This window comes from Microbacterium maritypicum (assembly GCF_008868125.1).
Classification (GTDB): domain Bacteria; phylum Actinomycetota; class Actinomycetes; order Actinomycetales; family Microbacteriaceae; genus Microbacterium; species Microbacterium maritypicum.
This window is the reverse complement of the sequence record NZ_WAAQ01000003.1, coordinates 185,542-198,959: the sequence shown is the minus strand read 5'-3', so window position 1 is coordinate 198,959 and position 13,418 is coordinate 185,542. Positions and strand designations below refer to the sequence as shown.

Annotated in this window: 15 protein-coding genes; 6 read left to right on the top strand and 9 right to left on the bottom strand. The window is 68.0% G+C overall.

Features of this window, described 5'->3' with window-relative positions; genetic code table 11:
• Positions 1–17 precede the first annotated feature (17 nt).
• Positions 18–1,169: a calcium:cation antiporter gene (locus tag F6W70_RS16620; protein ID WP_151487373.1), complete on the bottom strand. Its 1,152-nt coding sequence runs from the start codon at positions 1,167–1,169 to the stop codon at positions 18–20.
• Positions 1,170–1,425: 256 nt separating this feature from the next.
• Between F6W70_RS16620 and F6W70_RS18015 the strand changes: the two genes are divergently transcribed.
• Positions 1,426–1,560: a hypothetical protein gene (locus F6W70_RS18015; RefSeq protein ID WP_017829963.1), complete on the top strand. Its 135-nt coding sequence runs from the start codon at positions 1,426–1,428 to the stop codon at positions 1,558–1,560.
• A gap of 57 nt (positions 1,561–1,617) precedes the next feature.
• Here the strand turns inward: F6W70_RS18015 and F6W70_RS16615 are convergent, their stop codons facing one another.
• The 3 genes from F6W70_RS16615 to F6W70_RS16605 form a co-directional block, all read right to left on the bottom strand.
• Positions 1,618–2,601 carry an SRPBCC family protein gene (locus F6W70_RS16615; RefSeq protein ID WP_151487372.1) on the bottom strand — a complete coding sequence of 328 codons (984 nt, stop codon included), beginning with the start codon at positions 2,599–2,601 and terminating at the stop codon, positions 1,618–1,620.
• A complete protein-coding gene (locus tag F6W70_RS16610; RefSeq protein ID WP_055871634.1) occupies positions 2,598–2,843 on the bottom strand; it encodes a hypothetical protein in 246 nt (81 codons plus the stop codon). Before F6W70_RS16610 ends, F6W70_RS16615 begins: the two co-directional genes overlap by 4 nt.
• Positions 2,844–2,931: 88 nt before the next feature.
• A complete protein-coding gene (locus F6W70_RS16605) occupies positions 2,932–3,756 on the bottom strand; it encodes a shikimate 5-dehydrogenase (RefSeq protein WP_318278933.1) in 825 nt (274 codons plus the stop codon).
• Positions 3,757–4,380: 624 nt separating this feature from the next.
• Between F6W70_RS16605 and F6W70_RS16600 the strand changes: the two genes are divergently transcribed.
• Entirely contained in the window at positions 4,381–4,587 is a 207-nt protein-coding gene (locus F6W70_RS16600) for a cold-shock protein (protein WP_017203899.1), read from the top strand.
• Positions 4,588–4,721: 134 nt separating this feature from the next.
• Here the strand turns inward: F6W70_RS16600 and F6W70_RS16595 are convergent, their stop codons facing one another.
• Positions 4,722–5,387: an HAD hydrolase-like protein gene (locus F6W70_RS16595; protein WP_055871637.1), complete on the bottom strand. Its 666-nt coding sequence runs from the start codon at positions 5,385–5,387 to the stop codon at positions 4,722–4,724.
• Between the two features lie 145 nt (positions 5,388–5,532).
• Here F6W70_RS16595 and F6W70_RS16590 point away from each other — a divergent pair, with 145 nt between their 5' ends.
• Positions 5,533–5,892: a response regulator gene (locus F6W70_RS16590; RefSeq protein ID WP_151487371.1), complete on the top strand. Its 360-nt coding sequence runs from the start codon at positions 5,533–5,535 to the stop codon at positions 5,890–5,892.
• Between the two features lie 11 nt (positions 5,893–5,903).
• Here the strand turns inward: F6W70_RS16590 and nucS are convergent, their stop codons facing one another.
• Positions 5,904–6,599 (bottom strand): endonuclease NucS, encoded by a 696-nt coding sequence (nucS, locus tag F6W70_RS16585; RefSeq protein ID WP_055871644.1) that lies wholly within the window; start codon positions 6,597–6,599, stop codon positions 5,904–5,906.
• A gap of 57 nt (positions 6,600–6,656) precedes the next feature.
• The gene (locus F6W70_RS16580; protein WP_151487370.1) at positions 6,657–7,532 is read right to left on the bottom strand and encodes a GAP family protein; all 876 of its coding nucleotides are present in this window, start codon (positions 7,530–7,532) and stop codon (positions 6,657–6,659) included.
• Between the two features lie 115 nt (positions 7,533–7,647).
• On the opposite strand from F6W70_RS16580, the gene F6W70_RS16575 reads away from it, so the two are divergent.
• Both F6W70_RS16575 and F6W70_RS16570 read left to right on the top strand, forming a co-directional pair.
• Complete coding sequence (locus tag F6W70_RS16575; RefSeq protein WP_151487369.1) at positions 7,648–8,844, top strand: sensor histidine kinase; 1,197 nt, start codon at positions 7,648–7,650, stop codon at positions 8,842–8,844.
• Positions 8,841–9,488: a response regulator gene (locus F6W70_RS16570; RefSeq protein ID WP_055875555.1), complete on the top strand. Its 648-nt coding sequence runs from the start codon at positions 8,841–8,843 to the stop codon at positions 9,486–9,488. The genes F6W70_RS16575 and F6W70_RS16570 overlap by 4 nt, the downstream gene beginning before the upstream one ends.
• Before the next feature lie 3 nt (positions 9,489–9,491).
• Here the strand turns inward: F6W70_RS16570 and F6W70_RS16565 are convergent, their stop codons facing one another.
• Positions 9,492–10,730, bottom strand: coding sequence for an MFS transporter (locus F6W70_RS16565; RefSeq protein ID WP_151487368.1), 1,239 nt, complete (start codon positions 10,728–10,730; stop codon positions 9,492–9,494).
• Positions 10,731–10,790: 60 nt separating this feature from the next.
• Here F6W70_RS16565 and F6W70_RS16560 point away from each other — a divergent pair, with 60 nt between their 5' ends.
• On the top strand, positions 10,791–11,852 hold the full coding sequence (locus F6W70_RS16560) for a LacI family DNA-binding transcriptional regulator (RefSeq protein ID WP_055875561.1): 1,062 nt from the start codon (positions 10,791–10,793) through the stop codon (positions 11,850–11,852).
• A gap of 21 nt (positions 11,853–11,873) precedes the next feature.
• On the opposite strand, the gene F6W70_RS16555 is transcribed toward F6W70_RS16560, so the two are convergent.
• Positions 11,874–13,373: a hypothetical protein gene (locus tag F6W70_RS16555; protein ID WP_151487367.1), complete on the bottom strand. Its 1,500-nt coding sequence runs from the start codon at positions 13,371–13,373 to the stop codon at positions 11,874–11,876.
• Positions 13,374–13,418: the final 45 nt, after the last annotated feature.

Sequence of the window (13,418 nt, the reverse complement as noted above, 5' to 3'; positions counted from 1 at the left end):
ATCCGGATGGGCCGCGCTCAGCTGAAGAGGACCACCAGGTAGACCGCGAATGTCACGAGGTGTGCAGCGCCGTGCATCGCGGTCACCCTCTTCGCGGCGAAGGTCGTCACCGACAGCAGCAGCGTGACGCCGAGCATCAGCAGATTCGCCGGCGATTCCGCGAGCACGACGGCCTGGCCGGTGAACATGCCGATGATCAGCACCGCCGGGATGGTCAGGCCCACGGTCGACACCAGCGCGCCATGGCAGAGGTTGCTCACGCGCTGGGCCTCACCGCCGAGCGCGGCGCGCACCGCAGTGATCGACTCCGGAAGGAACACGATGCCCGCGATGAGCACACCGGCGAGGGCGACCGGGGCGCCGAGGCGGCCCAGCCCGTCGTCGAGCAGCGCCGCCATGTCGTGCGACAGCAGCACGATGGGGATCACGGTGACCACCAGTAGCGCGAGGCGCACGACGACCTCCGTGCGGTGCGCGGACAGCACCTGGCGGATCCCGCCGCTGGCCTCGCCCTTCTCCTGGTCCTCCACGGTCTGGAGAAGACGCGGATCGACCTCGGTGAAGTCGCTCGCCTGCGCGCCCATCTGCCGGTAGAGGAAGAAGGCGTAGAGCACGAGGGTGAGCACGATGATCGGGATCTCCTGCGCCGTCGTGTACGAGCCGTCCGTTCCGATCAGAGCGGGGAGGCCGAACGCGAGCGCGACCAGCACCACCAGCATCGACAGATACGCCGACGTGCCGGTGCGGTTGTGCGCCATGCCGCGGTGGCGGAGTCCGCCGAGGAGGAGCGCGAGCCCGATGACGAGATTGAGGATGATCATCGCGACGGCCATGACCGAGTCGCGGGCGATGGTCGCGTGCTCACCAGGACCGAGCATGACCGCGGAGATGAGGATGACCTCGATCAGCACGATAGACAGGGTCAGCACGAGCGAGCCGTACGGGTCGCCGAGCCTGTGGGCGAGAGCCTCGGCCTGTTTGACGACACCGAACGCGCAGACGAGGATCACGACGATGATCGCCCCGAGCGCGATCACGAGTACCGGCACGGGCACAGGGGGCTCCAGAACCGGGTGGAAGAGGAGGAGGGCCGCGAAAGCTCCCCATCCCAATGCGACGCGGACGGCCTCGGTGACGCCGATCAACTGCTTAAGCTCCGTGCGTGACATCGCCGGACTCCTTCGAGGTGGGGCCGTCCCCGATCTGCCTCACCGTCGGAGGTCGTCCTCCGTCGTCGTTTCCCGCCCCACGGTAGCAAACCGCGTCGGCGCTGTGGTGTTGCGGCGGGAACATTCCGAAAACGGCATGAAAGCCGCGAGTGCGAAGAGCTATGTGTTTTTTCCCGGTCAAACGGAAATTTGACTTCCCCTGGTTCCGGGCTATGGTCGGAGGTTACGCCAGCCACCGAAGGGGAAGCGAGTAACCATGTCCGGAAAGTCCATCCAGGGTCGCGACAGCAAGAAGGCGCCGCAGCTCTCGCTCAAGGAGAAGCGAGCTGCGAAGCGGGAGAAGAACGCCCCGGCCGAGTTCATCAAGCCCCGCAAGGGCGCGAAGGGCTGATCGGATTCGGTCCGGCGGGCGCATCCGCGTGGTGCGCCCGCCATGGGGGTCGCAGGGTCAACGGAAGACGCGGGTGATCCCACTCTCCATCTGGGTGAGCTGGATGTAGACGAGGAGACGAAGGGTCGGGCCCAGTACAGCGCGGAGAACCTGACGCACGACACGACGGCGACGCCGGGTGCCCGCCCAAGTAAGAGTCATATGAAGTTGCATTCCACCCGCGGCATGTTCGAGTGCGAAGGTGACGACCCTTGCTGTGTCGTTGCTAGAGTCCGGATAAGTGAAGCGCCAGGTCACGTACGCGCTGTCTTCGAACCGATCAAGGTAAATCTGCTGACGACGGCTGGAATCCCTGACTGCTACCGGTTTTCCGTTGCGACTGGTGGCCGTCGCCGCCTCCCAAGGGCCGACACCCGTGGCGCTTGCATGCACCTCGTCGACCACGTGGTCCCACTCGGGGATGCGCGTCGCGGACGACAGCAGCTCCCATACGTCATCAACGGGGGCGGGAACGAAGATCGATCGCTTGCCGGAGAAGCTGTTCTTCTCGAACATCGCAGGCCGCGAGAGGCCGAGGTTCTGTGCATCATCCAGGCGGGACTTCAGTGCGTCGGGGTCGAGGCCGAGTCGTCGTAGGATCTCATCGATAAGACCGCTTGGTTCGTCGACGAGTGCACGCAGCACTGCGGCGGAGTTACCGCGACGGCCTCCGCTCGATGCCTCGGTCCACACAGCGAGCGCCCGTTCCGTCCACTCGTATCCCGAGGTCTCGTGGAAGACGATGCGACCGAGACCGTCGGTGTCTGAGGCGATGCCCACGAGCTCGAGTTGAGCTGCGTGCTGTGCCGCGACCGCCGCGCGGGCCGCATCGAGACCGGCGCCCATGCCGCGCAGGATCTGCCCTCCCGTGTCGGGATCGATGGTCAGGGCGAGGAGCAGATGATCGATGTCGGCGTCGCGCACTCCGAAGCGTGAGGCCTCCTCCATGGCGGCCAGCGACAGGGTGTGCATCGTGGCGGCGGCGTGGGTGAATCTGCTCATGAGCTCCTCCGGGGAACGGCGATGGTCGGATCGATCCGCTTCGCGTGCTTCTTGTGCACTGCCTGGCGGGTGACGCCCAGGGCATCGGCGATCGCCTGCCAGCTCATGCCGGACCGCAGTGCGGCTTCGACCTGGCGCAATTCGAGTGCGTCCGCGAGCGTGCGCAGCGATGCCACCGCACGCAGGCCCGCACGCGGGTCGGTCGTGTCCGCGGCGATCTGTGCGACATCGAGGGATTCCATGTCGTCAACCTACGTTGCTAACGAGGCGCTGTCAACTTACGTTGCTACGAGTGCGTCAGACGAGGTCTCCGCGATCAGAACGCTCCGTTCACGCGTTCCCGGCGCGCATGAACTCCTCGGCCTCGCGCACCTGCTCCGCCGACGGCCGGATGCCGGTGTACAGCACGAACTGCTCCAGTGCCTGCAACGTCGCGACCTCGGCCCCCGTGATCACGGGGGTGCCTGCGGAGCGCGCGGCGGCGATCAACGGCGTCTCCGCGGGAAGAGCCACGACATCGAACACCACGGATGCCGCGGCGATCGCCTCTTCCGAGAACGCGAGCGTGTGCTCCTCCGCGCCACCGGCCATGCCGATCGGGGTGACGTTGACGAGGATGTCTGCGGTGGCGTCTCCGACCTCGGCCAGCCAGGAGAAGCCGTAGAGGTCGGCGAGCATACGGCCGTTCCGCTCGTTCCTGGCGACGATCGTCACGCGCGTGAATCCGACGTCGCGGAACGCGGCGGCGGTGGCCTTCGCCATCCCTCCCGACCCACGCAGCAGCACCGAGGCCGCGGAATCGAGGCGATCACGTTCGATGAGCTGCGCGATCGCGGAGTAGTCGGTGTTGTGTGCGGTGAGCACGCCGTCATCGTTGACGATGGTGTTGACGGAGTCGATCGCGCTCGCCGAGGGGTCCATCCGGTCGACGAGGGCGATGACGTCCTCCTTGTAAGGCATCGAGATCGCACATCCGCGGATGCCGAGTCCGCGCACGCCTGCGATCGCCTGGGAGAGGTCAGTGGGGGCGAAGGCCTTGTAGATCCAGTTCAGCCCGAGCGCCTCGTAGAGGTGGTTGTGGAAGCGCGTGCCGTTGTTGCTCGGCCGTGCCGAAAGCGAGATGCACAGCGTCATGTCCTTGTTGAGCAGAGTCACCGGATCAGGCTACTCGCGAGCCGGTCGTCGCGTGCGATGTCGCCAACGTGACCATCCGTGACACACCTGGACGAGACCCGCGGACTCCTCAGGGTCAGGCCCCGACCGCGCCGGTCTCGCCCGGGTGGAAATTCCGTGACGGGACGGCGCTTCCTCCCCTATGGTGAAGGTGCATGCACGAGGGGATTGATCGTCTACGTCTCTCCCCACGAGGCGGCGGCCCACCCCAGGGGCAGACGATCTGTGCGTGCGATTGGGCCCTCTCGAGTAGTTCAGTCCCCAATGGGCTACTCGAGGGGGCCGCTATCGTTCGCCCTCGCGACGAAGTTCAGATTTGTCCCCCAAAAGGGGGACAAGGACGTCGAAAAGGAGCTAAGCTGTCTCTGACGCACCCTCCGGTCGTCTTCGGCCCTCATCGCTCCCCCCGCGGTGAGGGCCACACCATTTTCTGGGCGCCTTCTGGGCCGTGCGCCTCCGAACGCGCCGGATGACGGCCGCGTGCCGCTCGTGCAACATTTGGATTACCTTCTTGCAGGTGCTATTCCGCTCGGGGCCTCCTCCACTAGCGTTAGCGATGTCGGGGCATCCCTGCGTCGGCTTCTTCACCAGCAGAACAGGCAGTACATGAGCACCCAGGGCACGGTTAAGTGGTTCAACTCGGAGAAGGGCTTCGGCTTCATCTCCCCCGACGACGGAGGCGCTGACGTCTTCGCGCACTACTCCGCCATCCAGTCATCCGGCTACCGGTCTCTCGAAGAGAACCAGCGAGTCGAGTTCGATGTGGCGCAGGGCCCGAAGGGCCTGCAGGCAGAGAACATTCGCCCCGTCTGAGACGGGCGAGACACAGAACTCCCCACCGGATCGCGTCCCGATGCGTCATCCGGCGGGGAGTTCTGTGCTTTCCGGGTCCGATTCGGCTCCCTGCACGTGGCGTGTGGTCTGCAGGTCGCGCACCAGCGCGCCGGTCAGGTCAGCAGCAGAGAGCGGAGTTCGGCCACGGAGGCCACCCGGAACGCGGCTTCGTCACCCTCGTGGGCGTCGCTGAAGCCCCACTCGACGAAGATCACCGGGACGTCGTTGGCGTTGCCACCCTCGACATCGTGGTGCCGATCGCCGATGAGGACGGGGCGTGAGGTGTCGGCGCCGTGCTCGCGCAGCCGACGAAGAGCTTCGGCGACGATGTCGGTCTTCGAGGCGAGGGTCGACTCGTCGGGCGTTGCCCCGACGGTCGTCAGGAATGCGGGCCGGAGTCCGAAGTGGTCGACCAGTGCGTCGACCTGGTTCTCGGGCTTCGAGCTGGCTGTCGCCTGCGGCATTCCCGTAGCGTGCAGTTCGTTGATGAGGTCCACCACGCCGGGGTAGGTCGCGGCGTCGGTCGTGTAGCCGTCGGCCTTGCCGAGCGTGCGGTAGAAGGCGACCGCCTCGGCGGACTGCTCCGGCGTCATGCCCGCCTGGTCCTGGAAGGACTGGAACATGGGCGGGCCGATCCAGTGCACCAGTTCCTCGCGTGTCGGTGCCGGACGCCCGAAGTGGGTGAGCGCGACATTCAGCCGGCGAAGGATGCCGACGGACGCGTCGACGATGGTGCCGTCGACGTCCCACAGCACGCAGGAGTAGGGGGAGTGAGGCATCTCTCCAGCCTATGGGCCGGGACGGCGATGGCCGCTCTTCCTGCACAGGTGTGCAACTGAGTCACTTCTGCACGCCTCATGTGAACGCCTAGTGTCCACATATAAGGTCGTGACAACGGTGGATTCGCGGGCGAGAATAGGGGGCATGTACGTGTCGGTGGAAGTCATCACGATGCTGGCGACAGCAGTGACGCTACTGGTGGCGATCATCAGCGGTTTCGGTTGGATGATCAACCGGATGGACGCGCGATTCGCGGAGGTGCTGGCGACGTTCAATGCGCGGTTCGAAACGCAGGACGCGAAGTTCGATTCGCGGTTTGAAACGCAGGACGCGAAGCTCGATTCGCGGTTCGAAACGCAGGACGCGAAGCTCGATGCGCGGTTTGAAGCGCAGGACGCGAAGCTCGATGCACGGTTCGACCGTATCGAGCAAGAGATCGTCGAGGTGAAGATCGCGATCGCGCGCCTTGAGGGCCCGACACCCCGGCTCATCGCCGCGCGCTGACGGGCGACGCCTCAGAACAGGCGGGGGATGCCCGACTCGATGCCCTTCATGTCGTCGTAGTCGAGCACCAGGCAGCGGATTCCGCGGTCCTCAGCGAGCACGCGTGCCTGCGGCTTGATCTCCTGCGCGGCGAACACACCCTGCACGGGGGAGAGGTGCGGGTCGCGACCCAGAAGTTCGAGATAGCGGGTCAGCTGCTCCACGCCGTCGATGTCGCCGCGTCGCTTGATCTCGACCGCGATCGCGGCGCCGTCGGCATCGCGCACCAGAAGGTCGACGGGGCCGATGGCCGTCGGGTATTCGCGGCGCACGAGCGTGGCGCCCTCGGAGATGCGCTCGACCTGCTCGGCGAGAAGTCGCTGCAGGTCGGCCTCCACGCCGTCTTTCTGGAGCCCGGGATCGATGCCCAACTCGTGCGAGGTGTCGTGGATGATCTCGTAGATCTGCACACGCAGCGCATCGCCGGTCTTCTTGTGCGTGACGCGCCAGACTTCGACCACGCCGGCGCTGGCCTCTTCCTCGCCCGGCTCTTCGCTCGAGAGCGAACACGGCGGGCTCATCCAGTTGAGCGGCTTGTAGCTGCCGCCGTCGGAGTGCACGAGCAGACTCCCGTCTCCCTTGTGCACGAGCAGACGCGTGGCGAGCGGGAGATGGGCATTGAGCCGACCGGTGTAGTCGACCGAGCAGCGGGCGATGACGAGACGCACCCGTCGAGCCTACTTCGTCGGGGGGTGCGCCGCGGTCGCACTCCGCGGGCGCGGCGGTCATCGGTCGAGGAAGGATCCGATCGCCTGGAAGAGCCCGAGCTCGGTGGCGGCGGAGCGCGCGATGAGGAATCCGATGATGCCGATGATCCATGCGGTGTTCTCGGCGCCGGTGCGCTCCATCCAGGCGGCGAATCGTTCGAGCGGCCTTTGCACCAGCGGGGCGGCGACCAGGCGGAGGACGAGCAGCACGACAGCGGGCAGGATCATCAGCGCGCAGTAGCCGACGAGCGAGAGCACGCGCAGCGGGGTGTCGATTCCGGCATCCGCGAGCATCGTCATCGCGACGATGTAGGGAAGCATGGTGGCGACCTCGACTAGCCCTGCCGCGACAGCCACGGCCATCACCGCGGTGCCGCGGGTGCGGGGGTCGAGCAGTCGCTCCCGCCACCGGGTGATGCGACCGGCGCGCGCCCGAGGCTCCGCCACTGCGGCTGGCGCAGGAGGCGGGGTCGTGATCGACGATCCGCTCGCCTCGTGTGCGGTCGGCAGGTCCGTTCCCGGCAGGACCGACGCGGAGGCGGGCAGCGAGGCGGACGGGGAGGCCGCTGCGGCACTCTTGTCACCGGTCGGCATCACGAAGGCGGTGATGAGGAGCGCTCCGCCCACGAGGAGGCGGATGATCAGTCCGGCGGGCGAGGCCAGGAAGTCGGACGCGACGTCGACGAGGTTCACCAACCCCCAGAGGAACAGGAGGCCGACGAGCAGGTAGAACGCGGCGATCGTCACCAGGTACAGCAGGATGCGTCGGGCGTGCACCCGCCCCGGATGCAGGAGCAGGAAGACGGGGATGAGGAGTGTGCCGACGCTCAGCCCGTCGATCAGCGCCAGGAGAGCGAGAGAGAAGGGGAGCGGCAGTCCGCCGAAGAGTTCCATGTCTCCACGCTCGCCGAGCCGGGGCCGCGGCGGATCGGGCGAAAGTACCGTTCCCTCCGACCTGCTCATCCCTTCGTCGGATGCGCGGTGGCGCGCACCGTGATTGCATGAGGGCATGCACGAGCAGGTCGAAGGCGGATTCGGCGCCTGGTACCGTCGGCACCGCTGGTGGGCGGACCCGTTGGGGATGGCGTTCCTGTCGGTCGTCATGGCCTGGTTCGGGTTCCGCGGGATCTGGGGTCCGTTCTCGATCCTCCAGGAAGCCGTCTCCCCGTGGTGGTCGCTGGCGCTCGCCCTGCCCGCCTGCGCCCTCGCCCTCGTCAAGAGGCGCCTGCCCGTGACGGTTCTCGTGCTCGTCACGCTCCTGTTCGTTGTCGATCTGCTCACCGTCGGGGGCATCGGCACCCTGGTGGTGCTCCTGGACGTGCTGTGGACGGCGTCTTTCCTCGCGGGGCCGCAGGGGCGACGGGTGCTGCTCATCGCGCTGGCCCTGTCGACGGCCGTGCTGTTCCTCGTCGCCTGGCTCTTCACCGATGTGTCGCTCGCCGTGGCCTTTCTCATCGGGGTCCAGTTCGGTGCGATCTTCGGTACCGACTACTGGTGGGCGGTGGCCGTCTCCCAGGCGCACGAGCTCGCCGAGCTGCACCGCCAGCGTGCGGAGGCCGCGGCTGCCGTCGCCGAGCGTGACCGCGCCGAGGCGGTGCAGCGGGAGCGCGAGACGATGGCGAGGGAGCTGCACGACGTGGTCGCAGGTCACGTGATGGCGATGGCGATCCGGGCCGAGGCCGCACTGTCGACCGTGCCCGACCGCACGGCGGACCGAGAAGCCCTGCAGGCCGTGCGTGATGCGGGGCTCGATGCCCATGGGGCGCTGCGATCCATGATCTCGGTGCTTCGGCGAGGCGACGGCACCCTCGCCCCCACGCCGCGGTGGGCGGATCTCGCGGCAATCGTGCAGGAGGCGGAACGTGGAGGGCTGGTGGTGCGCCTGGTCGTCGATGACGTCGACGATCTCGGAGCGGCACGCGAACAAGCCGTCATCCGCATCGTGCGGGAGGCGCTGAACAACTGCGTCCGCCATGCGAGCGGTGCCGACGTCGAGGTCGGGATCCGTGGGAGCAGCGCCGAGGTGCGGGTGGAGGTGCGCTCGCGTGGTGGCGTCGCCAGCCGTGCAGCCGCCCACGGCGACGAGGGCTGGGGGCTGCAGATGCTGCGGGAACGCGTCGGCGCACTGGGTGGTGTCTTCGCAGCGGGTCCGGTCGCCGGCGGATGGTCGGTCCACGCCCGGATCCCGAGGGAGGCGACGGCATGACGGCTCCGACTGTGCTGCTGGCGGATGATCACGGCGCGATCAGGGCGGGGCTGCGCATCATGCTCGAGGCGCAGGGGATCACCGTGGTCGGGGAGGCCGCCGACGGCGACGTCGCTGTGCGCAATGCCGCGGCGCTGCGTCCCGACGTCGTCCTCATGGACCTGCGGATGCCGGGGCGAGACGGGATCTCGGCGACCAGGGAGATCGTCGAGCGCGGTCTGGGCGATGTCCTGGTCCTGACGAGCTTCGACGAGGACGACCTCGTGTTCGGAGCGATCCGTGCCGGCGCGGTGGGCTTCCTGCTGAAGACGGTCGACGCTCCCGCTCTCGCACAGGCCGTGCGGGCGGTCGCGGCGGGGGAGGGCGCGCTGGATCCGCGGGTGACCCGACGCGCGCTCGCCGCGGTCGCCCAGAGTGCGATGCCGTCGGTGCCCGTCTCGCGTCGGGGGGATTTCTCCGACCTGACGGTGCGGGAGCAGGAGGTGCTCGACGGGATACTGCAGGGGTGGTCCAACGCCCAGCTCGCCGCGAGGCTGCGCATCTCGGTGCCCACGGTCAAGACGCATGTCTCGAACGTGCTCACCAAACTCGGAGCGCGCAGCCGCTCGCACGCCGCGGCCCTCGTGCGGGGTCGCGAGGGCTGAACGTCAGTCCTGTGACGCCGTCGTGACCGGGATCTTCTCGTCTTCGCGCAGCGGACGCGCTGCACCTGAGAACAGTCCGGACATCACGACCAGAGCGACCAGGATGAACAGGGTGTTCAGCAGGCCGATGTGCTCGCTGATGATTCCGAGGACGGGCGGTCCGCCGAGGAACGCGATGTAGCCGATCGTGGCCGCAGCGCTCACCCGGGCGGCCGCCTTCGCGGGATCGTCCGCCGCGGCGGACATGCCCAGCGGGAAGCCGAGCGATGCGCCGATACCCCAGAGCGCCGCCCCGACGAGCACGAGCGGGAAGGTGGGAGCGAGGATGAACAGCAGGATGCCCGAGGCCGCCGCCACTGCGAGGACGCGCAGCACCAGGACGCGTCCGAACCGGTCGACGAGGGGTCCGCCGAACAGGCGCACGATGGTCATGCCGACCGAGAACACGGCGAGCGAGACGGCGCCGGTGCCCTCGGCGAAGCCGTGACCCTGTTCTGTGCCCAGGGCGATCCAGTCGTTGGCGCCGCCCTCGGCGAACGACATGCCGAGCATGACCACGCCGATCAGGTAGGTGCGAGGTTCGCGCCAGGCTTCGAGCGCGGTGTGCATGCGTGCGCGGAACGCCGGCTTCTCGTGGGGCGCCGGGTCGAGGGCGGCCTCGCGCACGGGCACCTGGAAGAAGCAGACGACGGCGATCACGGCGATCAGTGCGCCCATGATCGCGGCGTGGGTGGCGACGTCGATCGTGAGCTGTGCCGCGAGGGCTCCGATCCCCGCGCCGATGACCGTGCCGAAGCTGAAGAACGCATGGAAGACCGGGAGGATCGTCCGGCCCATCTGCTGTTCGATCGCGGTCGCCTCGACGTTCATCATGACGTCGACCGATCCGTTGCCGAAGCCGAAGAGCACCATGCCGATGAGGACGACGGGGACCGAACCGAAGACGTTGGCGCCCAGCCCGACGAGCACGATGCCGAGCGCGAACGTCAGCATCGTCAGCAGCATCCCGCGTCGAGCACCCAGGCGCGCCATCACGGCCGGGCCCGTCGAGATGCCGACGATCGACGACACGCCCATGCCGAGAAGGATGAGACCGACTTGCGCGTTGTCCAGACCCAGCGCCTCTTTGATCCCGGGGACGCGTGACGCCCAGGTCGCGATCGAGAGGCCGCTCGCGAGGAAGATGGCGAAGATCGCGGCGCGCCAGCGCACGAACTGCGAACGGGAGAGGGCTGTTTCCATGTCGGACAGCCTATCGAATCGATTCGACCCGAGGGAAGCGAAGGGAGCTATCCTCGAAGTATGAGCAGTCAGGAGACGCCGCGTCGGCCCACGATCGCCGACGTCGCACGCGAGGCGGGCGTGGCGACATCCACCGCCTCGGTCGTCTTCAGCGGCAAGGCGAACGTGGCGGCTGCCACACGAGAGCGTGTGCTCGCCGCCGCTGCCGACCTCGGTTACGCCGGTCCGGATCCTCGCGCGGCATCCCTGCGCCGCGGACGCAGCGGCATCGTCGCCGTCGTTCTCGAAGGGCATCTGCGCGCGGCATTCCTCGACCCGGTGACCACGGCCATGATGGACGGGCTCACCGACGGGCTCGCCGACCTCAGCGCGGGCATCCTTCTGATGCGGGACGAGCCGGGGGAGGAGGGTGCCGCGATCACGCACGCACCCGTCGATGCCTTCGTGCTGATCGGCTGCTCCGGGCGGACGAAGGCCTCGCTCGAAGTGGTCGTCGGTCGTGGTCTGCCTGTCGTCGTGATCGAAGGCGATGCCGGAGGGGAGATCCCGCGCATCACCCTGGACAACGTCGCCGCCTCCGCCGACGTCGCGCGACACGTTCACGATCTCGGCCACCGCGATGTCGCCCTGGTCACGCTCCCGCTCGACAGCGAGCGGGAGCGGGCCGCGGTGAGCCCGGAGCGGATCGCGAACGCCACCGTCGACGTCACCGTGCATCGACTCGAGGGGATGCGCCAGGTGTTCCCCGACGCCCCGGCGATCTCGGCATCCGGCAGCCTCATCGACGAGGGGGTGCTGGTCGGCAGGATGCTCCTGACGGACCCCGCCACTCGACCGACCGCCGTGCTCGCACAGAGCGACCTGCTCGCCGTGGGGGTGATCCGCGCGGCGGAGGAACTCGGGCTGCGCGTGCCCGAAGATCTCTCCGTGGCCGGTTTCGACGGCATCGAGGTCGACGGACTCGGCGGTCTCACCCTCACCACCAGCGTGCAGCCGGCCGTCGAGAAGGGCCGCGCGGCGGGGGAGCAGGTCGCCCGCATGCTCGGCGGTGAGCCCGGGATGACGCAGCACCTCACGTGTGTGTTCCGCGCCGGCACGACGACCGGCCCCGTTCCCCGCTGAGCGGCTGCGACGACCGTCGCCTCAGCTGTGCTGCGGGCCGAGCGGCACAGTGGCGTCGCCGAAGTCGATGATGCGATATCGACCGCAGTCGATCACCTCGTCGGGGATCTCCGATGTGGGAAGACGCCACTCGACGGTCTGCGCATCCTCCACGAGGAACGACACCTCGCGGGCCTCGAAGTCCTCTCGGTTCACGAGCCATGCATAGTCGTTGAGCTCATGATCGACCTGCACGAGACGGGCGGGATCCTCCACATGCAGCTTGGGCAGGCGCACCGTCCAGAACTGGCCGGCACCGGTGCGACCCGAGGCGTTCACCCAATCGGTCACGCACGTCAGATCGGGATCGGGGCTCGCGCTCGCGCCGACCAGCCGGGGAACGCTGAGCGCGCCGCCGATCAAGAGAAGCGCGGACACGGTGGCCGCGACGACGGACTGCACCCGGAACGGCGCTCGCCAGGAACGCGGCGCCGCCACCAGGGCGAGCACCGGGGCGAACGCGAGGGGCTGCAGGTAGCGGGCGGCGTGCGTGCCCAGGACGATCGCGCCGATGATCACGAGGACGGGCATGGTCCACGCGACGGTGGAGACGAACCGCGACCCGAAGTCTTCCGCCCGTGCCGTGCCCACGACCGCGAGCACGATGAGCGCGATCACGATCAGAATGCCGATCACCCCGGCCGGCGTCCCCGCGCGCGTGGTGAGGAGGGCTCCGTAATACCCCACCGACTCCGTCCACTGCTCGGGCTGGATGTAGTCGGCTCCGGTGTTGCTGATCCATGCCCGAAGCGGAATGCGACCCAGGAAGCCGAGGGCGGTGCCGGTGATGAGAGCGACGAGGATCATCGTCGGGCGGCTGCGGTGGGGCGCGCGAGGGAGCATCAGGGCGAGGACCAGGGTGATCGGAACCGTAGCCCAGACGGCGTAGAGCGGGTTCGAGAGCGTGGCGATCGCGGCCGTGGCACCGAGGACGACCAGGAGCGCTCCACCGAATCGATCCCGGTCGACGAGCCGCCGCACCAGGCCGACCGACAGCACGACGGCGACGACGGTCGCCGAGTAGTAGGTCGTCGTCAGCACGAGGGATGCGAGGTCCAGAGCGTCCCTCGATCCCGACACGTCGGTCATGGCCAGGACGCCGAAGGTCACCAGTCCCACGAGAGCCCACGCGACCGGAGCCGTACCTTTCCGCCGCCGGCCCGCGACCAGCCGGAGGGCACCGTAGAGCGCGAGTATGTTGATGACGGCATTGACGGCGAGCAATCCGTTCACGTCGAGCGGAAGCAGCGTGTCGAGGCCGGCGAACACCGCGGACTCTGGCAGGAACAGCACGCTCGACATCGCCCAGTCGAGGGGTGCACCTGAGAGGACGGATCTCGCGAAAAGAGCCACGATCAGGGAATCCCCGTCACGGAACAGCAGCTCAGAGCGAGCAGACGAAGCGATCTGTGCCGCCGTGATCAGCGCGACGGCCAGCGCCCCCGACCAGCCCGCGAGCTCTCGAACCCAGACCCGCCGCATGGGCCTACTCTCGCACGATCGTGCAACGGTGGACCTCAGGAACCT

Excerpts from the sequence above, each read along its gene's own strand:
- F6W70_RS16595 (WP_055871637.1), bottom strand. The coding sequence starts at position 5,387 with ATGCCTCACTCCCCCTACTCCTGCGTGCTGTGGGACGTCGACGGCACC.
- F6W70_RS16560 (WP_055875561.1), top strand. The coding sequence starts at position 10,791 with ATGAGCAGTCAGGAGACGCCGCGTCGGCCCACGATCGCCGACGTCGCA.
- F6W70_RS16620 (WP_151487373.1), bottom strand. The coding sequence starts at position 1,169 with ATGTCACGCACGGAGCTTAAGCAGTTGATCGGCGTCACCGAGGCCGTC.
- F6W70_RS16615 (WP_151487372.1), bottom strand. The coding sequence starts at position 2,601 with ATGAGCAGATTCACCCACGCCGCCGCCACGATGCACACCCTGTCGCTG.
- F6W70_RS16575 (WP_151487369.1), top strand. The coding sequence starts at position 7,648 with ATGCACGAGCAGGTCGAAGGCGGATTCGGCGCCTGGTACCGTCGGCAC.
- F6W70_RS16555 (WP_151487367.1), bottom strand. The coding sequence starts at position 13,373 with ATGCGGCGGGTCTGGGTTCGAGAGCTCGCGGGCTGGTCGGGGGCGCTG.
- F6W70_RS16600 (WP_017203899.1), top strand. The coding sequence starts at position 4,381 with ATGAGCACCCAGGGCACGGTTAAGTGGTTCAACTCGGAGAAGGGCTTC.
- F6W70_RS16570 (WP_055875555.1), top strand. The coding sequence starts at position 8,841 with ATGACGGCTCCGACTGTGCTGCTGGCGGATGATCACGGCGCGATCAGG.
- F6W70_RS18015 (WP_017829963.1), top strand. The coding sequence starts at position 1,426 with ATGTCCGGAAAGTCCATCCAGGGTCGCGACAGCAAGAAGGCGCCGCAG.
- F6W70_RS16610 (WP_055871634.1), bottom strand. The coding sequence starts at position 2,843 with ATGGAATCCCTCGATGTCGCACAGATCGCCGCGGACACGACCGACCCG.
- F6W70_RS16580 (WP_151487370.1), bottom strand. The coding sequence starts at position 7,532 with ATGGAACTCTTCGGCGGACTGCCGCTCCCCTTCTCTCTCGCTCTCCTG.
- F6W70_RS16565 (WP_151487368.1), bottom strand. The coding sequence starts at position 10,730 with ATGGAAACAGCCCTCTCCCGTTCGCAGTTCGTGCGCTGGCGCGCCGCG.
- F6W70_RS16590 (WP_151487371.1), top strand. The coding sequence starts at position 5,533 with ATGTACGTGTCGGTGGAAGTCATCACGATGCTGGCGACAGCAGTGACG.